This window comes from Cupriavidus basilensis OR16 (assembly GCF_000243095.1).
Taxonomy (GTDB): domain Bacteria; phylum Pseudomonadota; class Gammaproteobacteria; order Burkholderiales; family Burkholderiaceae; genus Cupriavidus; species Cupriavidus basilensis_D.
Window position 1 is genome coordinate 17,596 of record NZ_AHJE01000086.1, and the last position, 16,630, is coordinate 34,225.

Annotated in this window: 10 protein-coding genes and 7 pseudogenes; 4 read left to right on the top strand and 13 right to left on the bottom strand. The window is 63.5% G+C overall.

What is annotated here, in order from left to right; translation table 11 throughout:
• Window positions 1-15: 15 nt before the first annotated feature.
• The 9 genes and pseudogenes from OR16_RS27905 to OR16_RS27935 all read right to left on the bottom strand — a co-directional run bounded on the left by OR16_RS27905 (window position 16) and on the right by OR16_RS27935 (window position 7,545).
• Window positions 16-1,635, bottom strand: coding sequence for an ABC transporter ATP-binding protein (locus OR16_RS27905; protein ID WP_006161738.1), 1,620 nt, complete (start codon window positions 1,633-1,635; stop codon window positions 16-18).
• Window positions 1,632-2,474 carry an ABC transporter permease gene (locus OR16_RS27910; RefSeq protein WP_006161739.1) on the bottom strand — a complete coding sequence of 281 codons (843 nt, stop codon included), beginning with the start codon at window positions 2,472-2,474 and terminating at the stop codon, window positions 1,632-1,634. The genes OR16_RS27905 and OR16_RS27910 overlap by 4 nt, the downstream gene beginning before the upstream one ends.
• Complete coding sequence (locus OR16_RS27915; protein ID WP_006161741.1) at window positions 2,471-3,874, bottom strand: ABC transporter permease subunit; 1,404 nt, start codon at window positions 3,872-3,874, stop codon at window positions 2,471-2,473. Before OR16_RS27915 ends, OR16_RS27910 begins: the two co-directional genes overlap by 4 nt.
• Before the next feature lie 3 nt (window positions 3,875-3,877).
• A pseudogene (locus OR16_RS27920) lies at window positions 3,878-4,312 on the bottom strand (ABC transporter permease); the annotation flags it as partial.
• 79 nt (window positions 4,313-4,391) lie between these two features.
• Window positions 4,392-5,333 (bottom strand): ABC transporter permease, encoded by a 942-nt coding sequence (locus OR16_RS27925; protein WP_006161743.1) that lies wholly within the window; start codon window positions 5,331-5,333, stop codon window positions 4,392-4,394.
• A gap of 102 nt (window positions 5,334-5,435) precedes the next feature.
• Window positions 5,436-5,567: a hypothetical protein gene (locus OR16_RS47435; protein WP_272942880.1), complete on the bottom strand. Its 132-nt coding sequence runs from the start codon at window positions 5,565-5,567 to the stop codon at window positions 5,436-5,438.
• A 165-nt stretch (window positions 5,568-5,732) separates the two neighbouring features.
• Window positions 5,733-6,032: pseudogene (locus OR16_RS46460) on the bottom strand (ABC transporter substrate-binding protein); the annotation flags it as partial.
• Between the two features lie 67 nt (window positions 6,033-6,099).
• A pseudogene (locus OR16_RS46465) lies at window positions 6,100-7,035 on the bottom strand (ABC transporter substrate-binding protein); the annotation flags it as partial.
• Window positions 7,036-7,062: 27 nt separating this feature from the next.
• On the bottom strand, window positions 7,063-7,545 hold the full coding sequence (locus tag OR16_RS27935; protein ID WP_043421413.1) for a MarR family winged helix-turn-helix transcriptional regulator: 483 nt from the start codon (window positions 7,543-7,545) through the stop codon (window positions 7,063-7,065).
• Between the two features lie 351 nt (window positions 7,546-7,896).
• On the opposite strand from OR16_RS27935, the pseudogene OR16_RS27940 reads away from it, so the two are divergent.
• Window positions 7,897-8,172: pseudogene (locus OR16_RS27940) on the top strand (transposase); the annotation flags it as partial.
• Window positions 8,173-8,548: 376 nt separating this feature from the next.
• On the opposite strand, the gene OR16_RS27945 reads toward OR16_RS27940, so the two are convergent.
• Complete coding sequence (locus OR16_RS27945; protein ID WP_006161747.1) at window positions 8,549-8,914, bottom strand: nuclear transport factor 2 family protein; 366 nt, start codon at window positions 8,912-8,914, stop codon at window positions 8,549-8,551.
• Between the two features lie 113 nt (window positions 8,915-9,027).
• Between OR16_RS27945 and OR16_RS27950 the strand changes: the two genes are divergently transcribed.
• Complete coding sequence (locus OR16_RS27950) at window positions 9,028-9,885, top strand: helix-turn-helix transcriptional regulator (RefSeq protein WP_100227992.1); 858 nt, start codon at window positions 9,028-9,030, stop codon at window positions 9,883-9,885.
• Window positions 9,886-10,013: 128 nt separating this feature from the next.
• Here OR16_RS27950 and OR16_RS27955 read toward each other — a convergent pair.
• From OR16_RS27955 to OR16_RS41895, 3 genes and pseudogenes are all read right to left on the bottom strand, one after another.
• Window positions 10,014-10,373, bottom strand: a pseudogene (locus OR16_RS27955) (transposase); the annotation flags it as partial.
• Window positions 10,374-10,416: 43 nt separating this feature from the next.
• The gene (locus tag OR16_RS27960) at window positions 10,417-12,537 is read right to left on the bottom strand and encodes a TonB-dependent receptor (protein ID WP_043421416.1); all 2,121 of its coding nucleotides are present in this window, start codon (window positions 12,535-12,537) and stop codon (window positions 10,417-10,419) included.
• A 129-nt stretch (window positions 12,538-12,666) separates the two neighbouring features.
• Window positions 12,667-12,855: pseudogene (locus OR16_RS41895) on the bottom strand (ANTAR domain-containing response regulator); the annotation flags it as partial.
• A gap of 235 nt (window positions 12,856-13,090) precedes the next feature.
• Between OR16_RS41895 and OR16_RS43715 the strand changes: the two are divergent.
• Complete coding sequence (locus OR16_RS43715) at window positions 13,091-13,276, top strand: hypothetical protein (RefSeq protein WP_141639926.1); 186 nt, start codon at window positions 13,091-13,093, stop codon at window positions 13,274-13,276.
• A 215-nt stretch (window positions 13,277-13,491) separates the two neighbouring features.
• Window positions 13,492-16,385: pseudogene (locus tag OR16_RS27965) on the top strand (acetoacetate--CoA ligase).
• Window positions 16,386-16,630 lie beyond the last annotated feature (245 nt).

Here is a 16,630-nt window from a genome sequence, read left to right on the forward strand (position 1 = left end):
TTAGGGGAGGGTGGATCATCCGGCGCCGAACGCGTAGCCCTGGCCGGGGGCGGCGGCGAGCAAGGCTCGCGTATACGGCTGATTGGGCGAAAGAAAGACATCCCGGGCGCTGCCTTGCTCGACGATGCGGCCGTGCTGCATCACGATCACGCTATCGCAGATCTGGCTGGCGACGCGCAGGTCATGGGTAATGAAGAGGATGCCCAGGTCCAGGCGCTGCTGGATCTCGTCAAGCAGCGCAATGATCTGCGCCTGCACGGAGACGTCGAGCGCCGAGACTGCCTCATCCGCGATCAACACCTTCGGTTCGCAGGCGAGCGCGCGAGCGATGCAGATGCGTTGCCGCTGGCCGCCCGAGAACTCACTGGGATAGCGTTGCAGCGCATCGGGCTTCAGCCGCACCAGATGCATGAGCTCCTCCGCACGGGCCCAGGCTTCGCCTGCGGGCACCCCGAAGTTCAGCGGCCCTTCGACAATCGATGCGCCAACCGTGCGCCGGGGGTTCAGGGACCGATAGGGGTCCTGGAACACCACCTGCACCGAGCGCCGGAAATCGGATACTTCGCGCCGTGCCGCCTTGCTCATTGATCGGCCCTGCGCCCATATCTCTCCCGCGGAGGGTTCGATCAGGCGCGCGATGCACCGTGCGACCGTCGATTTGCCGGAGCCCGATTCGCCCACGATGCCGAGCGTCTGCCCGCGCAGCAGCTCAAGGTTCACGTTGCGCGCGGCCTGCACCTCGCGCCCGCGCCGCAGCAGGCTGCCGCCGGTGCGGTAGGTCTTGCACAGGTCCTGCACCTGCAGCACCCGGTTGACCTCCACCTGCACGGGCGGCTGGCGCAGATGGCCGCCGGGAATGGCGCCGATCAGCTTGCGGGTATAGGGGTGCCGCGGATCGGTCAGCACGCGCGCCGCCGGCCCGGTTTCGACGATGGTGCCGGTCTGCATCACCACCACCTGGTCGGCGATCTCGGACACCACGCCGAAATCGTGCGTGATGAACAGCACGGCCATGCCGCGCCGCTGTTGCAGCTCGCGGATCAGCGCAAGGATCTGCGCCTGCGTTGTCACGTCGAGCGCGGTGGTTGGCTCGTCGGCAATCAGCAGGCGCGGCTCCAGCGCCATGGCGCACGCGATCATCACGCGCTGGCGTTGCCCGCCCGACAGGCGGAAAGGGTAGCTGTCGTACAGCAGCTCTGGATCGGGCAGGCCCACATCGGCCAGCGCCGCCACGATGCGCTTGCGCTTCTCGGCCGCGCCCAGCCGCTGGTGCGCGTCGAACACCTCGGCGATCTGGTCGCCGATGCGCATCACCGGGTTGAGCGCCGTCATGGGTTCCTGGAACACCATGCCGATCTTCTGCCCGCGCAGCTCGCGCATGGCGTCGTCATCCAGTTGCAGCAGGTCCTGGCCCTCGAACAGGATGCGCCCGGCAACCGGCTCCACATGGGGCCGCGGCAGCAGGCCCATCACCGCATTGGCGATCATGGACTTGCCGGAGCCGGACTCGCCCACCACGCACAGCGTCTGGCCAGCCTCCAGCGTCAGCGAGGCGCCCTGCACCGCCAGGTCGCGATCGCCGCCCGCCGGCAGGCGGATGCTCAGGTCCTGGATCTCTAGTACCGGCGTGCTCATCGTCCACTCCCGCCAAGGCGCGCGTTCAGCGCGTCGTTCAGGCCTTCGCCCACCATATTGAGCGCCAGCACGGTCAGCAGGATGGCGGTGCCGGGGAACACGGCCATCCACCAGGCCTGGCGCAGCACGGTGCGCGCCGAGCCCACCATATAGCCCCAGCTCATGTGGTTCGGGTCGCCCAGCCCGAGAAAGCTCAGGCTGGATTCCAGCAGGATGGCGGTCGCCACCATCAGCGAGGCCATGACGACGATGGGCGAGCTGGCATTGGGCAGGATCTGCGACAGGATGATGCGCGGTGTCGACTGCCCGGCGAGCTTCGCGGCCTGCACAAAGTCGCGCTGGCGCAGCGTGAGGAACTCGCTGCGCACCAGGCGCGCCACCGGCGGCCAGGACACGATGGCGATGGCCGCCACGATGGAGCCGATGGACGGCTCGAAGATCGCCACCAGCACCAGCGCCAGCGCAAAGCTCGGCACCGCCTGGAACAGCTCGGTGAAGCGCATCAGCGCCGCATCGATCCAGCCGCCGAAGTAGCCCGAGATGGCGCCCAGCGTCACGCCGATCAGCAGCGAGACCACGGTGGACACCACGCCGATCAACAGCGAGATGCGCGCACCGTGGATGAGGCCAGCCAGGATGTCGCGTCCCATGGTGTCGGTGCCCATGGCAAAGCCGGGCTCCTGCATCGGCTGCAGGAACGGCTGCTGCACCATGTCCCAGGGATCATGCCCGGCCATCCACGGCCCGAACAGCGCGAGCACGGCAAAGCCCGCCAGTACCACCATGCCGAGCACGGCCGCCTTGTTGCGGCAGAACCGCCGCCAGAAAGTGTTTTTCATTGCATCTCGATCCGCGGGTCGACCAGCGTGTACACAAAGTCGGTCAACAGGTTGAACAACACGGCCATGGCCGCGGTGACCAGGAAGCAGCCCAGCAGCAGGTTGTAGTCACGCTGCAGCAGGGCGTCGAACATCAGGCGGCCAATGCCGGGCCAGGCGAACACCGTCTCGGTCAGCACCGCGCCGCCAATCATGCCGCCGGCCTGGATGCCAGCCAGCGTCACCACCGGCAGCAAGGCGTTGCGCAGGATGTGGGCGCGCTGGATGCGCCCAGGCCGCACCCCCTTTGCGCGCGCGGTCTTGACGAAATCCATCTGCGCCACCTCCAGCATCGAGGCGCGCGTCATGCGGGCATACACCGCCATGTAGAACAGCGCCAGCGTGAGCGCGGGCAGCACCAGGTGCGAGGCGATGTCGAACACCAGCGCCAGGCCGTGCAGGTCCGCCCCCACGGTGAAGTAGCCAAAGCCGGGCAGCCAGTCGAGCTTTACCGAGAACAGCAGCACCGCCATCATCGCCAGCCAGTACAAGGGGGTTGCGTAGAACACCAGGGCGAAGAGTGTGATGGCGTTATCCACCCAGCTCCCCGCGCGCCGGCTCGCCCACGCTCCCAGCACCACGCCGAACAGCACCGAGAGCAGGAAGGCGCTGCCGGTCAGGATCAGCGTGGCGGGCAGGCGCTGCAGGATCAGGTCAAGCACCGGCTGCTGCTGCCGGTACGAGTAGCCCAGGTCCAGGTGCACCACGTGGCCGAGGTAGGTGGCAAGCTGCTCCGGCACCGGTTTGTCCAGCCCGAACTGCGTGCGCAACTGCGCCACGAACTGCGGATCGGATGCCCCGGCCTCGCCGGCCATCACGGAGACGGGGTCTCCCGGCGCGGCCCGGATCAGCAGGAAGTTCACGGTCGCGATGACCAGGATCGCGATCACGCGCTGGCGCTGCCCGCCCGAGAGCTGGTGCGGGAAGCTATCAAACCGGTGCGCCGCATCGCTGATGCCCGTGCGCTCCAGCAGCGCGACAGCGCGCTCGCGCGCCGCGCGCCGGTCCAGGCCCTCATGCAGCGCCAGCGTCTCCACGATCTGGTTGCCGATCGTGTAGAGCGGGTTGAGCGCGGTCATCGGCTCCTGGAAGATCACCAACAGGTTTTCGCCGAGCAGTTCGATACTGCCGCCGGCCGGCTTGAGCGCGGGTGGCAGGAGTCCCATGACGGCATGGGCGATCACCGACTTGCCGGACCCGGATTCGCCAAGCAGGCACACGATGCGGCCCGGCGCCACCTCAAAACTGATATGCCGCACCGCTTGCGGCCGGTCACCGCCGGCAGGCAGTGCGATGGAAAGATCCCGTACCGCCAGCACTGGCGTGGGGGACGCGGCTGCCGTCTGGTTCCTGGTCTGCATGGCTCATCTCCCTCGCTTGCTGAATTTAGGGTCGAGGGTGTCGCGCAGTCCGTCGCCCAGCATGTTGACGGCCAGCACGCACACCGCGAGGAAAACGCCCGGCAGCAATACCGTGTGGGGGAAGCTGTTGAATTGCGACCGTCCTTCGGACATGACGTTGCCCCAGGTCGGGATCTCTGGCGGCAGCCCGATGCCCAGGAACGACATGCTTGCCTCCACCAGCATCGCCGCCGCGCAGACGTATGTGCCCTGCACGATCAGCGGCGCGACGGCGTTGGGCAGGATGTGCCGGAACATCAGCGCCGGCAGGGTGCTGTCGAGCGCAATGGCGGCCTCCACATAGGGCTCTTCCCGCACCGTCAGCACCACCGAGCGCACCAGCCGCGCGACGCGGGGAATCTCGGGCACCGTGATGGCAAAGATCACCGTCATCAGGCTTGGCCGCCATAAGCTGATACGGGCAAGGCCTGCGGCTGGCTCGAAAGCAGATTGGAGGACATGTCGGCGTCTCGATGGTTCAGTAGCGGATGCGTGGATCGAAGAACACGTAGCTGAGATCGACCAGGAGATTGACCAGCACGTAGACGAAGGAGAAGAACAGCGTCACGCCCTGGATCACCGGATAATCGCGCGAGAGGACTGCCTCCACGGTCAGCGCGCCCAGGCCGGGGATGGCGAACACCGTTTCGGTGACGACCACGCCGCCGACAAGCAGCGCGATGCCTAGGCCGATCACCGTGACAATGGGGACCGCCGCATTGGACAAGGCGTGCCGGATCAGCACGCGATATTCGGGGATGCCCTTGGCGCGGGCCGTGCGCACGTGGTCCTCGGTCAGCGCCTCGGCAACCGCGGCGCGCGTCACCCGCGCGATCAGGGCGATGTATACGATAGACAGCGTGATGGCCGGCGCTACCAGTTGCCGCAGCCAGTCACCAAGCCCCTCCGAGACGCGGATGTATCCCTGCACGGGTAGCCAGCCGAGCTTGAGCGCGAAGAGCCAGATCATCAGATAGCCGACCACGAACACGGGAATCGAGAACCCGAGGACCGAGAAGCTCATCAGGCACCGGTCCAGCAGGCCCCCGTGGCGCCACGCGGCGAGCACGCCGAGCGGCACCGAGATCAGCACCGCCAGCGCGATCGTCACGCCCGCGAGCGAGACAGTCGGTTCCAGGCGCTGCAGGATCAGCTCGCCAACGCCGCGCTTCAGGTAGAACGACTCGCCAAGGTTGCCTTGAGCAAGCTGCGCGGCCCACGCGAGGAACTGCCGGACAAGCGACTGGTCCAGCCCAAGCTGCAGTCGGACTCGAGCGATATCGGTAGCGCTGCCGGCGTCGCCGACGATCACCGCCGCAGGATCTCCCGGCGTCAGTCTCAGCATAAGGAAGACAATGAGCGCCACGATCGCGAGGACGGGCAACGTCGCGAGCATGCGACGCAACACAAAGGAAGCCATGGTCGACTCAGATCGTTGCGCGTGGCGGCGCCCGGAGGGGCCGCTACGCGGAGTGCATTGAAGAGAATCGCGCTTGCAAGGCGCGGTGTCCGGGAAGGCGGTTCAGTGCTTGCGGATGTTCCAGTACACGAACGCCGGTGCCGGCACGACGCCGTCCACGACGCCCTTGCGCACTGCCGTCGTCAGGTAGCCCCGGCCGATCGGCGCCATCAGGCCGGTTTCATAGACGCGCAATTGAATCGCTTCCGCCAGGCGCTTGCGCTCCGCCGGATCGGGGGTCGCAGAGAACGCCGACTTCAGCGCCTCCAGCTTGTCGTCGGTCGCCCAGCCAAACCATCCTTTCTCTCCGGTTCCGGTCAGGAAGGACATGAACATCGGGTTGAGCAGCGTGGCCTCCGGCCACACGCTGATGAAGGCATTCCATCCGCCTTTGTCTGCCGGATCCTTCTTCGCCCGACGCGTGATCAGCGTGGACCAATCCATGGTCTGGAGGTCGACATTGAAACCGGCCTGCTTCAGCAACTGGGCGTAGACGATCGGGTACTTGTTGAGCGAGGCAAGGTCGGAAGGATGGAGCAGCACCACCGGCTTGCCGTTGTAGCCGGCTTCCTTGAGCAACTGCCTCGCCTTCTCGAACTGTGGCTTGCCGCTTCTCGAACTGTGGCTTGCCGGTAAAGTCGCCGGCGTTCTGGCTTGCATACAACGTGCCGCAGGGGTAAACGGAGATACAGGTGCTGTAGAGTTCGCGATGCAGCCCCTGTGCGCGCATCATCGCTTCCTGGTTGATGGCAAGGAGCGCAGCCCGCGCGATACGCGGATCATTGAATGGTGCGATGAGATGGTTCAGGTGCAGGGTCGCCATGCCGCCCGCCATCTTCAGTAGCTCCACCGCTGGATTCTTCTTTAGCGCGTCGTATTGCCCGGACGGCAAGAGTTCGACCATGTCCACCTCGCCGTTCAGCAGCGCGTTGACCTGCGTCTGCTCGTCCTTGAGGATGACCCATTCGACGCGGTCCACATAGACCCGCTTGCCGCCCGCCGTGCCCGACGGCGGCTCCTGCCGTGGCTGATATCGCGGGTTCCTGGCATAGACCACTTTCTCGCCGGGACGGAACTCGTCCTTCTTGAAGATGAAGGGACCGGACCCGGTGTAGTCGTCGATCTGTTTGTCGGCCGGCGTATCGGCTACGCGCTTGGGCATGACAAACGGCGCACTGGTGTTCGGCTTGGCCAGGGCATCCAGCACCAGTGGGAACGGCTGGCGGAAGACAAGCCGGAATCCGTTGGGAGGCACGGCCTCGATCGTTTCCAGCGCGGCGAACATGCGCTGGCCGAGCGGATCGCGCTTGGCCCATCGCGAGAGGGAGGCAACGACGTCATCACCTGTTACCGGCTTGCCGTCGTGAAACGCCAGGCCCGGGCGAAGCGTGAACGCCCAGGCCAGGTTGTCTTTGCTGACCGTGAACTTATCCACCATTTGCGGCTGTACCTTGCCTTGCGCATCCAGGCCGAACAGCGTGTCGTAGATCATGTAGCCATGGTTTTGCGAAATGGTGGCGGTGGTCCAGATCGGATCGAGTACCTTGAGATCCGAGGTCGGCACCGCGCGCAATGTCTTGACCGGCTCCTGCGCGACTGCAGTGCCCGCAGCGGCGGCGAGCAGGGCAACCGCTGCGAATCCTCTCAATAATGGATAGAACATGGATACCCCTCCTGGGGATTGACGAATCTATGCGGCCCGCCTCGGCTTGGCGCTGCCGGCGCTCTTCGCGTGGCGTTCGAGCGCGTCCGTCAGCTTGTCGATGCAGCGGTTAAAGGTCTTGAGCTCCGACTCGGTCAGGGTGGCAAGGAAAGTCTCTTCGAGCGTGTTGCCGCGCTCGTAGGTCCGCTTCACCATGCTTTTGCCCTCGGGACTCAGGAACAGATTGATCTGCCGGGCATCGAGTTCGCCGATTTGACGGTACAGGAATCCCTGCTTGACAAGGGCGCTGACGATCTTTGACACCAACGTCTTTTCGAGCAAGGACAGCTCGATAAGCCGGCTTAGTGTCAGCCCTGGTTCCAAGGCAACCAGGCGCAGCACGCGCAAATCCCGCACCGTGACGCCGAACTCTTTTTCGTAGTACTTGGATCCCGTCGCTTTGCTCAACTCGCTCAGCCGGTCCAACCGGAACGACAGGTACTCGAGGATGGGATGATCAGGAGACGACATGGAAGGATAAGAAATAAGTAGAAATCGACAATAGATTCTCTGAGAATTTGTTGATGGATGCAACTAAGTACAAACACTGAGCGGGGGCGTCGTCTTCCGCGGAGACGCTATTGCATGCTTTTGGGGTGGTCCCGAGCTGAAAGCAGGCAGCCCAGTGGCGGGCTGCCTCAGCTTGCTGACAAACCTGCGGTATTGGTCGAAGCCGACAGGATGCGCCAAAACTGCCCGCCATGACGACGCCTTTCGCTCCCTCTCCCCCTCAGGGACCCCTCAGGAGGAGAGGGCCGGAAGGGTTAGCTTAGCTAGGAGCCACTGGAAGCGAAGCCAATGGTTCACCTCATCGAAGCTTCGATCCAGACGTTCATGAAGCAGTCTGCGTTGTGCAAGAAGATCGCCGAGGTGCCCGGCATCGGTCCGATTACCGCCACGGCGATCGTCGCATCAATCGGTGATGCCACACAATTCCGGAATGGTCGGCATCTTGCCGCCTGGCTGGGTCTCGTGCCACGGCAATACTCGTCCGGAGGCAAATCACGCCCACAGGGCATCAGCCGGCGTGGCGACACCTACTTGCGCACATCGCTGATTCACGGTGCGCGAGCGGTGCTCAGATACGTGAAAAGCAAGACTGACGCCTGAAGCCTGTTTTTTGTGCCGGCTGCCGTTTTCGACGAGCCGCGATTTTGCCAAGGACGGGGTGCGCGGATCTCATCGAGGCTGCGGGCGTGCTTCGGCTATCGTCCAAGTGCAAGCCGAATACATGCATGCAGACCGTTTCGACATCACGAACAAGAAGCTTGCAAAAGGCGTCGAGTCCATACATGGACGAAAAGTACGATTACCCCATGTTCGGCGGCGCCTGCCATAGATCAGGGCAAGTCTCTGTGGATACACCAGCGCCGTGCGTTCGATGAAAGACCGCGGTAAAAAGGCAACGAAATTGGCGGCGTTGCGTTCAAGGCCAGCGCGTATGGATTGGTCTGTGCCACCGCCATATTCCCACTCAGAACATCGTGTTCGTGTTGTTGGCCGTTTCCGGCACCGGTTGCAGTACGTCCCAGTGCTCGACGATCTTTCCATTGGCATCGAAGCGGAAGATGTCTACGCCTGCGGTTTCCTTGCCGCCCCAGTCCAGGTAGCGCACGTGGATGAAAGCCAGGTCGCCGTCGATCGCAATGCGCTTGACTTCGCACGGCACCTTGCCAACCTGCTTGATGTAGCCGGCGATGAAATCGGTGCCATCCGGAAACAGCGGGTTGTGCTGGATATACGGGCCGGCAACCAGGCCTGGCAGCAACTCGGACTCGCCTTGGTTGAAGATGCGCGCGTAGATGGTGTCGATTGCGGCTTGGATGCGATCTCTATTCATGGGTTCACCTCTTGGTTGTGGTGAACTGTATTGAATCAGCCGCGAAGGAGATTAGCCATGTCGATAATTCGCTAAAGCATATCAATTCGTCTCATTCATGTTAACATGAGGTGATGGACGCATTGAATGGTTGGTTGAAAGCAGTTCGGGCCGACGGCTTGGTGTTCGTCCGCCAAGCCGATGCGGCAACCATCGAGTTGCAGGCTGGTGAAATGGTCATGTTTCCGCGTGGCCATGCGCATGAAGTGGCGTATTCAAAGCGCGGCCGAGCCATACCGCTCGAATCCTTCCTCGCCCAGCGCGATGGCGTTCTCGACAGCAATCCAAACGCCACCACGTTGATTTGCGGTCAGTTCAACATGGATCAGCACCTGGCGCTTCCTGCTCTGCGGGCATTGCCTCAAGTCGTGGCGTTGCGCGCCGGAATGGAACCTGGCAGCTCATCACTGAGCGATACGCTGCGCATGCTGCGTCACGAAGTGGAGACGTCGAACTTCGGCAACCATATCGTGGTGCGCAACCTGCTCTCATCCCTGTTCGTATACTTCATGCGCGGTTGGGCCGATGCGACTTCTCCAGCGGCGAACGACTGGTTTTCAGCTTTGCGCTCGCCGCAGATGACACGGGTTCTCGCGCTTATACACGAAGCACCCGACCGTGCATGGACACTGGAGGAACTCGCCAAAGAAGCTCGCTTGTCGCGTGCTGCTTTAGCCCGCAACTTCTGCGCCTTGGTCGGCGAGCCACCACACCAATATCTGACGCGCTGGCGCATGGGCATTGCCGCGCAACTGTTGGAGGAAACCGAGTTGCGACTTGGCGAGATTGCCTCGCGCGTTGGCTATAGGTCGGAATTTTCGTTCAGTCGTGCCTTCAAGTTGGCACGGGGGGTTTCGCCGATCCAGTACCGCCGCGCACCACGGCGTTACGCACCTGCTGGTCAGCGCGAGCCTGGATCGGTTCCGTCATAGTTCTATGTTCAAACTGAAGGTCCACGTTGTCTGCCAAGCTCCCAGGACGCGCCACCACGGGCCTGTCAGGAATATTGCATTTAGAGCCCGTTTGATAATTCAAGGATGAGCGATTCTGCGTGGCGGCTATCCACCACGCCCGCGCTTGGGCGGGGCTGCCTGCCTTCCAACTCCCTATCGAGCATCAGCACTACGTCATGTAGCGTCTGGAACAGGAACCGGCACATCAGTCGGCGAAACCACCAGTACACCGTTTGCCAGCCCGGAAAGTCCTTGGGTAGCATGCGCCAGCCACACCCCGAGCGCACCAGGTATCGCAAGGCGTTGATGACCTCCCGCAGATCAGCCTTCCTGCGCCGCCCCCGCTGTGCGGGCTTCGGCAGCAGTCCCTCCATCGCAGCCCATTCCACGTCCGTCAGATCGCTCGGATACCGCTTTGTCTTCGCCGCCATGCTTGCCTGCCGCTCTCGACGTTCTTTTTTCCACATCCGAACGTTAGAACACATCTGCGGCGAATTTTCAAACGGGTTCTTACATGCGATAGCGGATAGTCGCCATCACACTACGTGGTGCACCCGGCATGTTCAGGTTCGCGTTCGAACCGTGCGCCGACACGATATAGCTCTTGTTGAACAGGTTGTAAAGGTTCAACTGCGCCTCGAACGGTCCGTGACGATACCAAGCCATCATGTCCGCCGTGACGTAGCCCGGCAGCGTGACCGTGTTGGCCTGATCGGCCATCCGCGGGCCCACCATATTCAGTCCGCCGCCGACGCCAAAGCCATAGCCCAGCGTCTTGGTCAGCCAGAAGTTGCCGGAATGGCGCGGCGTGAGCGTCGCGCGCTTGCCCTGGAAGGCGGCTGTCGACTTGGTGACCTCGGCGTCCAGGTAGGCATAGCCGGCTAGCACGCGCCAGCCGCTGCCGAGCTCGGCGGCGGCGCTCAGTTCCGCGCCGTCCGTGCGCTGCTCGCCAACCGGGATCAACGCCGTGCCGGTGGCATTTGCGATCTTCATATTGGTCCGCTCGAGCCGGAACACCGAGATCGTCGTGCTCGCCTTGCCGTCGAGCCAGTCGTACTTGGCGCCGACCTCGGTATTGTTGGTCTTCTCGGGGGCCAGTTCAGTGTTGTTGGCCGCCAGCGCGAAGGTTTCGCCCGACGGCTGGAACGACCGGCTCCATGACACGTAGTACGACTGCGCCTTCGACGGCTGCCAGACCAGGCCCGCGCGGGGGCTCCAGGCGTTGTCGGTGCGCGACAGATTTGGCTGGCCGGCTAGGCGCTGTATCGTGTCCTGCTGGAAATTGTCGTAACGCACGCCGAACAGCGCCTTCCACTGCTCGGTGAAGGTGATCATGTCCTGCGTGTAGAACGCCAGGGTCTTAGCGATAGCCAGGTTGCTCGTAGCTGGTGTGCCGCCAACCAGGCGCGGCAGCGTCGGCAGTACCGGGTTGAACAGATCGAAGGTGCCCGGCACGGCCCTGGTAAAGTTGACCAGGTCCTTGTTCTGCTGGCCGATCTCCATGCCATAAAGGATCTCGTGCTTCGTGCCGAAGATCGTCGCCTTCTGCGTCAGGTCGGTCTGGTTGAACCAGCCGTGTTCCTCGCGGTAGACGTTGGAGTGCGACATCGTCAGCCGCTGGGTCACCTCGTTGACCGAGCTGGTCAGCGTGTTATTGCGGTCGAGCGAGTAGTGGTAGTACCGCGTGGCGTTGCGGATCGACCAGTCGTCATTGAAGCGATGGTTGATCGTGGCCGTGCCAGAGTATACGCGGGACTGGGAGTAGTCGGCGTCGCGCGCATTGGCCGCGCCGTAGTACCGCGATGCCGGCACGTCGACCGGCCGACCCTTGTATGCCGGGATACCGAAGTCGGTCACGCGGCGGTCTTCAAGGTAGTCGGCCTGCAGCAGCACGGTGGTCTGCGGTGCGATACGCAGTTCCAGCGACGGCGCGACGGCCGCGCGGTCAAGGAACTGCTGCGAGCGGTAGCTGTTTGCTTTCTCCACGGCGCCCGTGACGCGGAAAGCGGCGGCGCCGTCGGCGAACACGCGGCCCACGTCGGCCTCGGCGCGGCGGTCGGCCCACATACCGTAGCTGAGGGCGAAGTCAGTCACGTCGAGCCCCGGCTTCTTGGTCACGCGGTTGATCAGGCCACCCGACGAGCCGCGCCCGTATAGCACCGCCGCGGGCCCCTTGATGACTTCGACGCGGTCGACGTTGGACAGGTCGCGGAAGTACAGCGCATCGTCGCGGATGCCATCAACAAACTGGTCGGCGATCGCGCTGAAGCCGCGGATCGAGACCTGGTCGCGCTGCCCGTCCCCGGTGGAAAACGACACACCCGGTACGTTCTTCAGCGCATCCTGCATCGAGTTGGCGTGCTGGTCGCGCATGACGTCGGCCGTCACCACGTTGACGGTCTGCGGAATGTCGCGCAGCGGGGCTTCGGTCTTGGTCGCGCTGACCGCATTAGGCGGGTTATAGCCGGCGCCCAGCTCGCGGCCGGCATCGGCCTTGACGATGATCTCCGGCAAGCTCTGAGCGGCAACGGGCTGGCCGGCCTCTTGTGAATAGGCGATGCCAGCAAGCATCGGCTGGCAGGCGAATACCGCAAGAACGGCACGTTGCACGGGGTGAAGATTTAGGCTCATATCCCTGTAATGCGTTGTAATTAATATTAGAATGCGACGCATTATCATTTAAAAGTGGTGCTGCGGTCAACGCGTGTCGGGCACCTAAGGTGGCGGGCGCGCCAAAGCGGGAGCCAAGTAGCGAAGCGGTCAATTAATCAAATCAATGACGCTCCAGGCAGGCTCGACGACCTTGATGCCTCGCTCCATCGCCATGGTCTGAAGCCGCTTGTAGGCCTCATCCTCGGTCATGCCGCGCTCCTTCATCAGCTGGCCCTTGGCGCGCTCGACTGCCTTGCGTTCGGCTAGCTGCAGGCGCGTAGCGTCGGAGGCCTCTCGGCCCTAGGAGGGGGAACGCGTCGGCGCAAGCTGTTCAAGCCTCGCTCAACCAACTATCTGCGCGTATGTGGTGCCACGCACAGAAGTTATCGCGATCGCGTCACTTAATCTGAAGTTGTCAGCGGCTCGCTGACTTGGACGGCCCAAGAGGGGTCAAACGTCCCAACGCCCCAGTTGCGCAGTGATGGCACTGGGGCGTTGCCGCAAGAGGGGAGATAGAACCGGGATCGCTATCGTGCCTGATGATCTCGGCAATCTCTGGCCGCGAAATCTCGACGATATCGCCAATCTCCAGGCCCTCCGCCCAAGCAATGAACTGCTCACCTTGGCAAATGTGGAAGATCGTGCCTCGCCACAACTCTGGGCCGTCTCCGCTGGCATTGAGACGGATTCCGAACTAGTGACTCACTCGGCGTTGTGATGGCGCCTTGCTGTTTCAGCGAAGCCGCCCCGGGTCACGAACTTGTTGATACGAGAAGCCCCGGTAATGTCTACGCCGGCTGGCGGGTCGTTGCCCGTGGTTCGGCAATAGTTCGTGCGATTTCGCACAGAGCAAAAAATAGCGAGTCACTAGTCTGGAGCGTCAGAACACGCCGTTGCATTGAACGGTGTGTGCCGGTCTCCGTGGAGCATTGGATGGATCGCTCTTACCTGTTCGACGCGTCGTTCCGCCCCGGCGTGACCATGGGACGCGTGCCCATTTATAGCAGCACGCCCGAGCGCGCTGCGGCATCGCAATTGACCGTGTTTACCGCGGCCCTGCAGGCATACACCGGCCAAGTCTTCAATAACTACGATACGCTACACGATTTCTCGGTACGGGAGTACCGGACGTTCTGGCAATGCTTCGTTCAATGGTCGCAGGGGCTCGCGTGGTCCGGCAGCACCGAGCCGGTCTGCGTCGGCGACGAGTGCGAGCATGCACGCTTCTTCCCGCAGCTCAAGCTAAACTACGCGGACAACCTGCTTGGCCTGGCGGTAGCGGCGCCCGACACACCTGCGCTGACCGCATGTCACGCAGATGGCCGACGTGTACGCCTGACCCGCGGCGAACTGCGCAATCGAGTAGCTCGTCTCGCGCATGCTCTTTCGAAGTTGGGGCTGCGCGATGGGGATCGCGTGGTTGGTGTGATGCGCAACGACGCGGATGCGGTCGTTGCCGCGCTGGCCGTCACCGCGCTCGGTGCAACGCTGTCGACCGCTGCGGCCGAAATGAGCGTCGAGACGATCCTCGATCGCTTCGCGCCGCTAGCGCCGCGGCTGCTGTTCGCGCACACTGCGGAGCAGGCGTTCGACACGGGCAGGTCGCTTGCAGATAATGTCGCCGATCTGGCTGCTGCGTTGCCGTCGCTGCAGGGCGTCGTCCGGCTCGACGACGGAACCTTGCCGGGCACCGTCATGCAGCAGGTCTATTCGCTTGGCGAACTGATCGACAGCGGCGATGCCGGGAGCTTCGTGTGGCGGCGCTTCCCGTTTAATCATCCGCTTTTCATCATGTTCTCGTCGGGCACTACCGGCAAGCCGAAGTGCATCGTGCACGGCGCCGGCGGCAGCCTGCTCGAGCATCTGAAGGAGCATCGGCTGCACTGCGACCTGCGGCCCGGCGATCGATTGTACTTTCACACCTCCTGCGCGTGGATGATGTGGAACTGGCAGTTGTCGGCGCTCGCGTCCGGGGCCGAAATCGTTACGTATGACGGTCCGATCTCGACAGTCGATGCGCTGTGGCGCCTCGTCGCCGACGAGCGCGTCACCGTGTTCGGCACAAGTCCCGCTTACCTGAAGATGTGCGAGGACGCGGGCCTGGTGCCAGGGCGGCAATTCGATCTCGGCGCACTACGCGCGATGATGTCGACCGGTGCGGTGCTGTTCGACGCGCAGTTCGAATGGGTGCGCGATCACGTGAAGCCGCTGCCCCTGCAGTCAATCTCGGGCGGCACGGACATTCTCGGCTGCTTTGTGCTGGGGAATCCGAACCTGCCGATCTATGCGGGGGAAGCCCAATGCAAGAGCCTTGCGCTCGATGTTCAGACGTGGGAGCAGGGTGTCCGCACCAGCCGAATCGGCGAACTGGTCTGCGCGAATCCGTTTCCGTCACGTCCGCTCGGCTTTTTTGGCGACACGGACGGCAAGGGGTTTCACGCTGCCTATTTCACCAGCAACGCAGGTGTCTGGACGCACGGCGATCGCATCGAATTCTCGCCGGAAGGTGCTGCGCGGCTGCATGGCCGTTCCGATGGCGTACTGAATGTTCGCGGCATCAACGTTGGTCCGGGCGAAATCTATCGTGTGCTGAGCGATATCCGGGAAATTCGCGAGGCGCTGGTGGTCGAGCAGCGGTCACGCGCCGCGCCGCCTGACGACACGCACGCGGAAAGGTACGACCAGCGCATCGTGCTGCTGCTGGTCTTGCAGGATGGTGTCGCGCTGACTGGCGCGCTGGCCACCCGAGTGCGCCGCGACCTCGCACGTCGTGCGTCGCCCACGCACGTGCCCGACCGAATCATCGCCGTGAATGAGTTGCCGATCACGCATAGCGGAAAGCTGTCCGAAGCGGCCGCACGCAATGCGGTCAACGGCTTGCCGGTCGGCAATGCCGCGGCGTTACGCAATCCCGGTTGCCTCGATTCGATCCGGAACCATCCGGCACTGAACCTGGCGGCGCGCGAAGTGCCACCCGCCGGCGAGTCCCGCGAACAACTAGAACGTCATTTGCAGGTGCTGTGGGAGAAGTTGTTCGACTTCGCACCGATCGGTCGCGACGACAACTTCTTCGAACTGGGTGGTCATTCGCTGCTCGCAGCGCGGTTGCTCGCCGACGTGCATCAGTCGACCGGGCGCACGATTCCGCTCGCGACGCTGCTGATCGCGCCGACGATCGCGCGCCTCGCCGCGGCGATCGACGAGGGCGCACCGCCGCCGCCGCCGCCGATCCTCGTGCCCGTGCGCGCCGGCACCGGGACGCCGCTATTCCTCGTGCATGGCTTGAGCGGCTCGGTGATGGAATGCTGGGGGCTGGTCTGCGCGCTGCGTAGTCCGCGGCCGGTCTATGGACTGCAGGCACGAGGCCTTGATGGCGAGCAGCCGACACAGCGGTGCGTCGAAGACATGGCGGCCAGCTACATCGAACAGATGCGCACCGTGCAGCCGGGCGGACCGTACGCGCTTTCGGTTACCTGACGTACATGCTCGGGAAGGCGGCCGATCGCGTGGGGATGAGCCTCGGGCGCATGACGCGCCGGCCAGACCCCTTCACCGAATCGTTGCCGCCTGCGCTTCGGCGCGTGCGCGAAACGATGAGACAAGCAACGACGACCTACCGGCCGCAGCCGTATCACGCGGGCCAGATTGTCTATGTGCGCGCGGCGATTCGACACCAGAATTGGGGCGATCCGATATCGCTGTGGCGGCGTGTCGCGCGCGGCGGCTTGATGATTGCCGAAGTGCCCAGCGGCCATGGCGATATGCTCGTCGAACCGAACTTGCAGGTCGTCGCGGCGCTACTGGACGAGGGGTTGGCAAACGCGTGACGCGGCGGGCGTGTTTCATGAGGCGCCGCAAGGCGTGAGCGGGGATCGAACGGCATGCACCACGATATTGTCACCGCACCGAGCGTGGGATGTACCGCGTCTCTATTTCTGCCTGATCCGAGCCGCCTCTCATTGTCGAAAAGAGCCGTGCATGTGTGGGTACTGAATGACGCTCTTATCGAACCCGCATGTTCGGCGCTCGCCCACACGCTTGCGCCGGATGAGCGACAGCGTGCCCGAGCCTA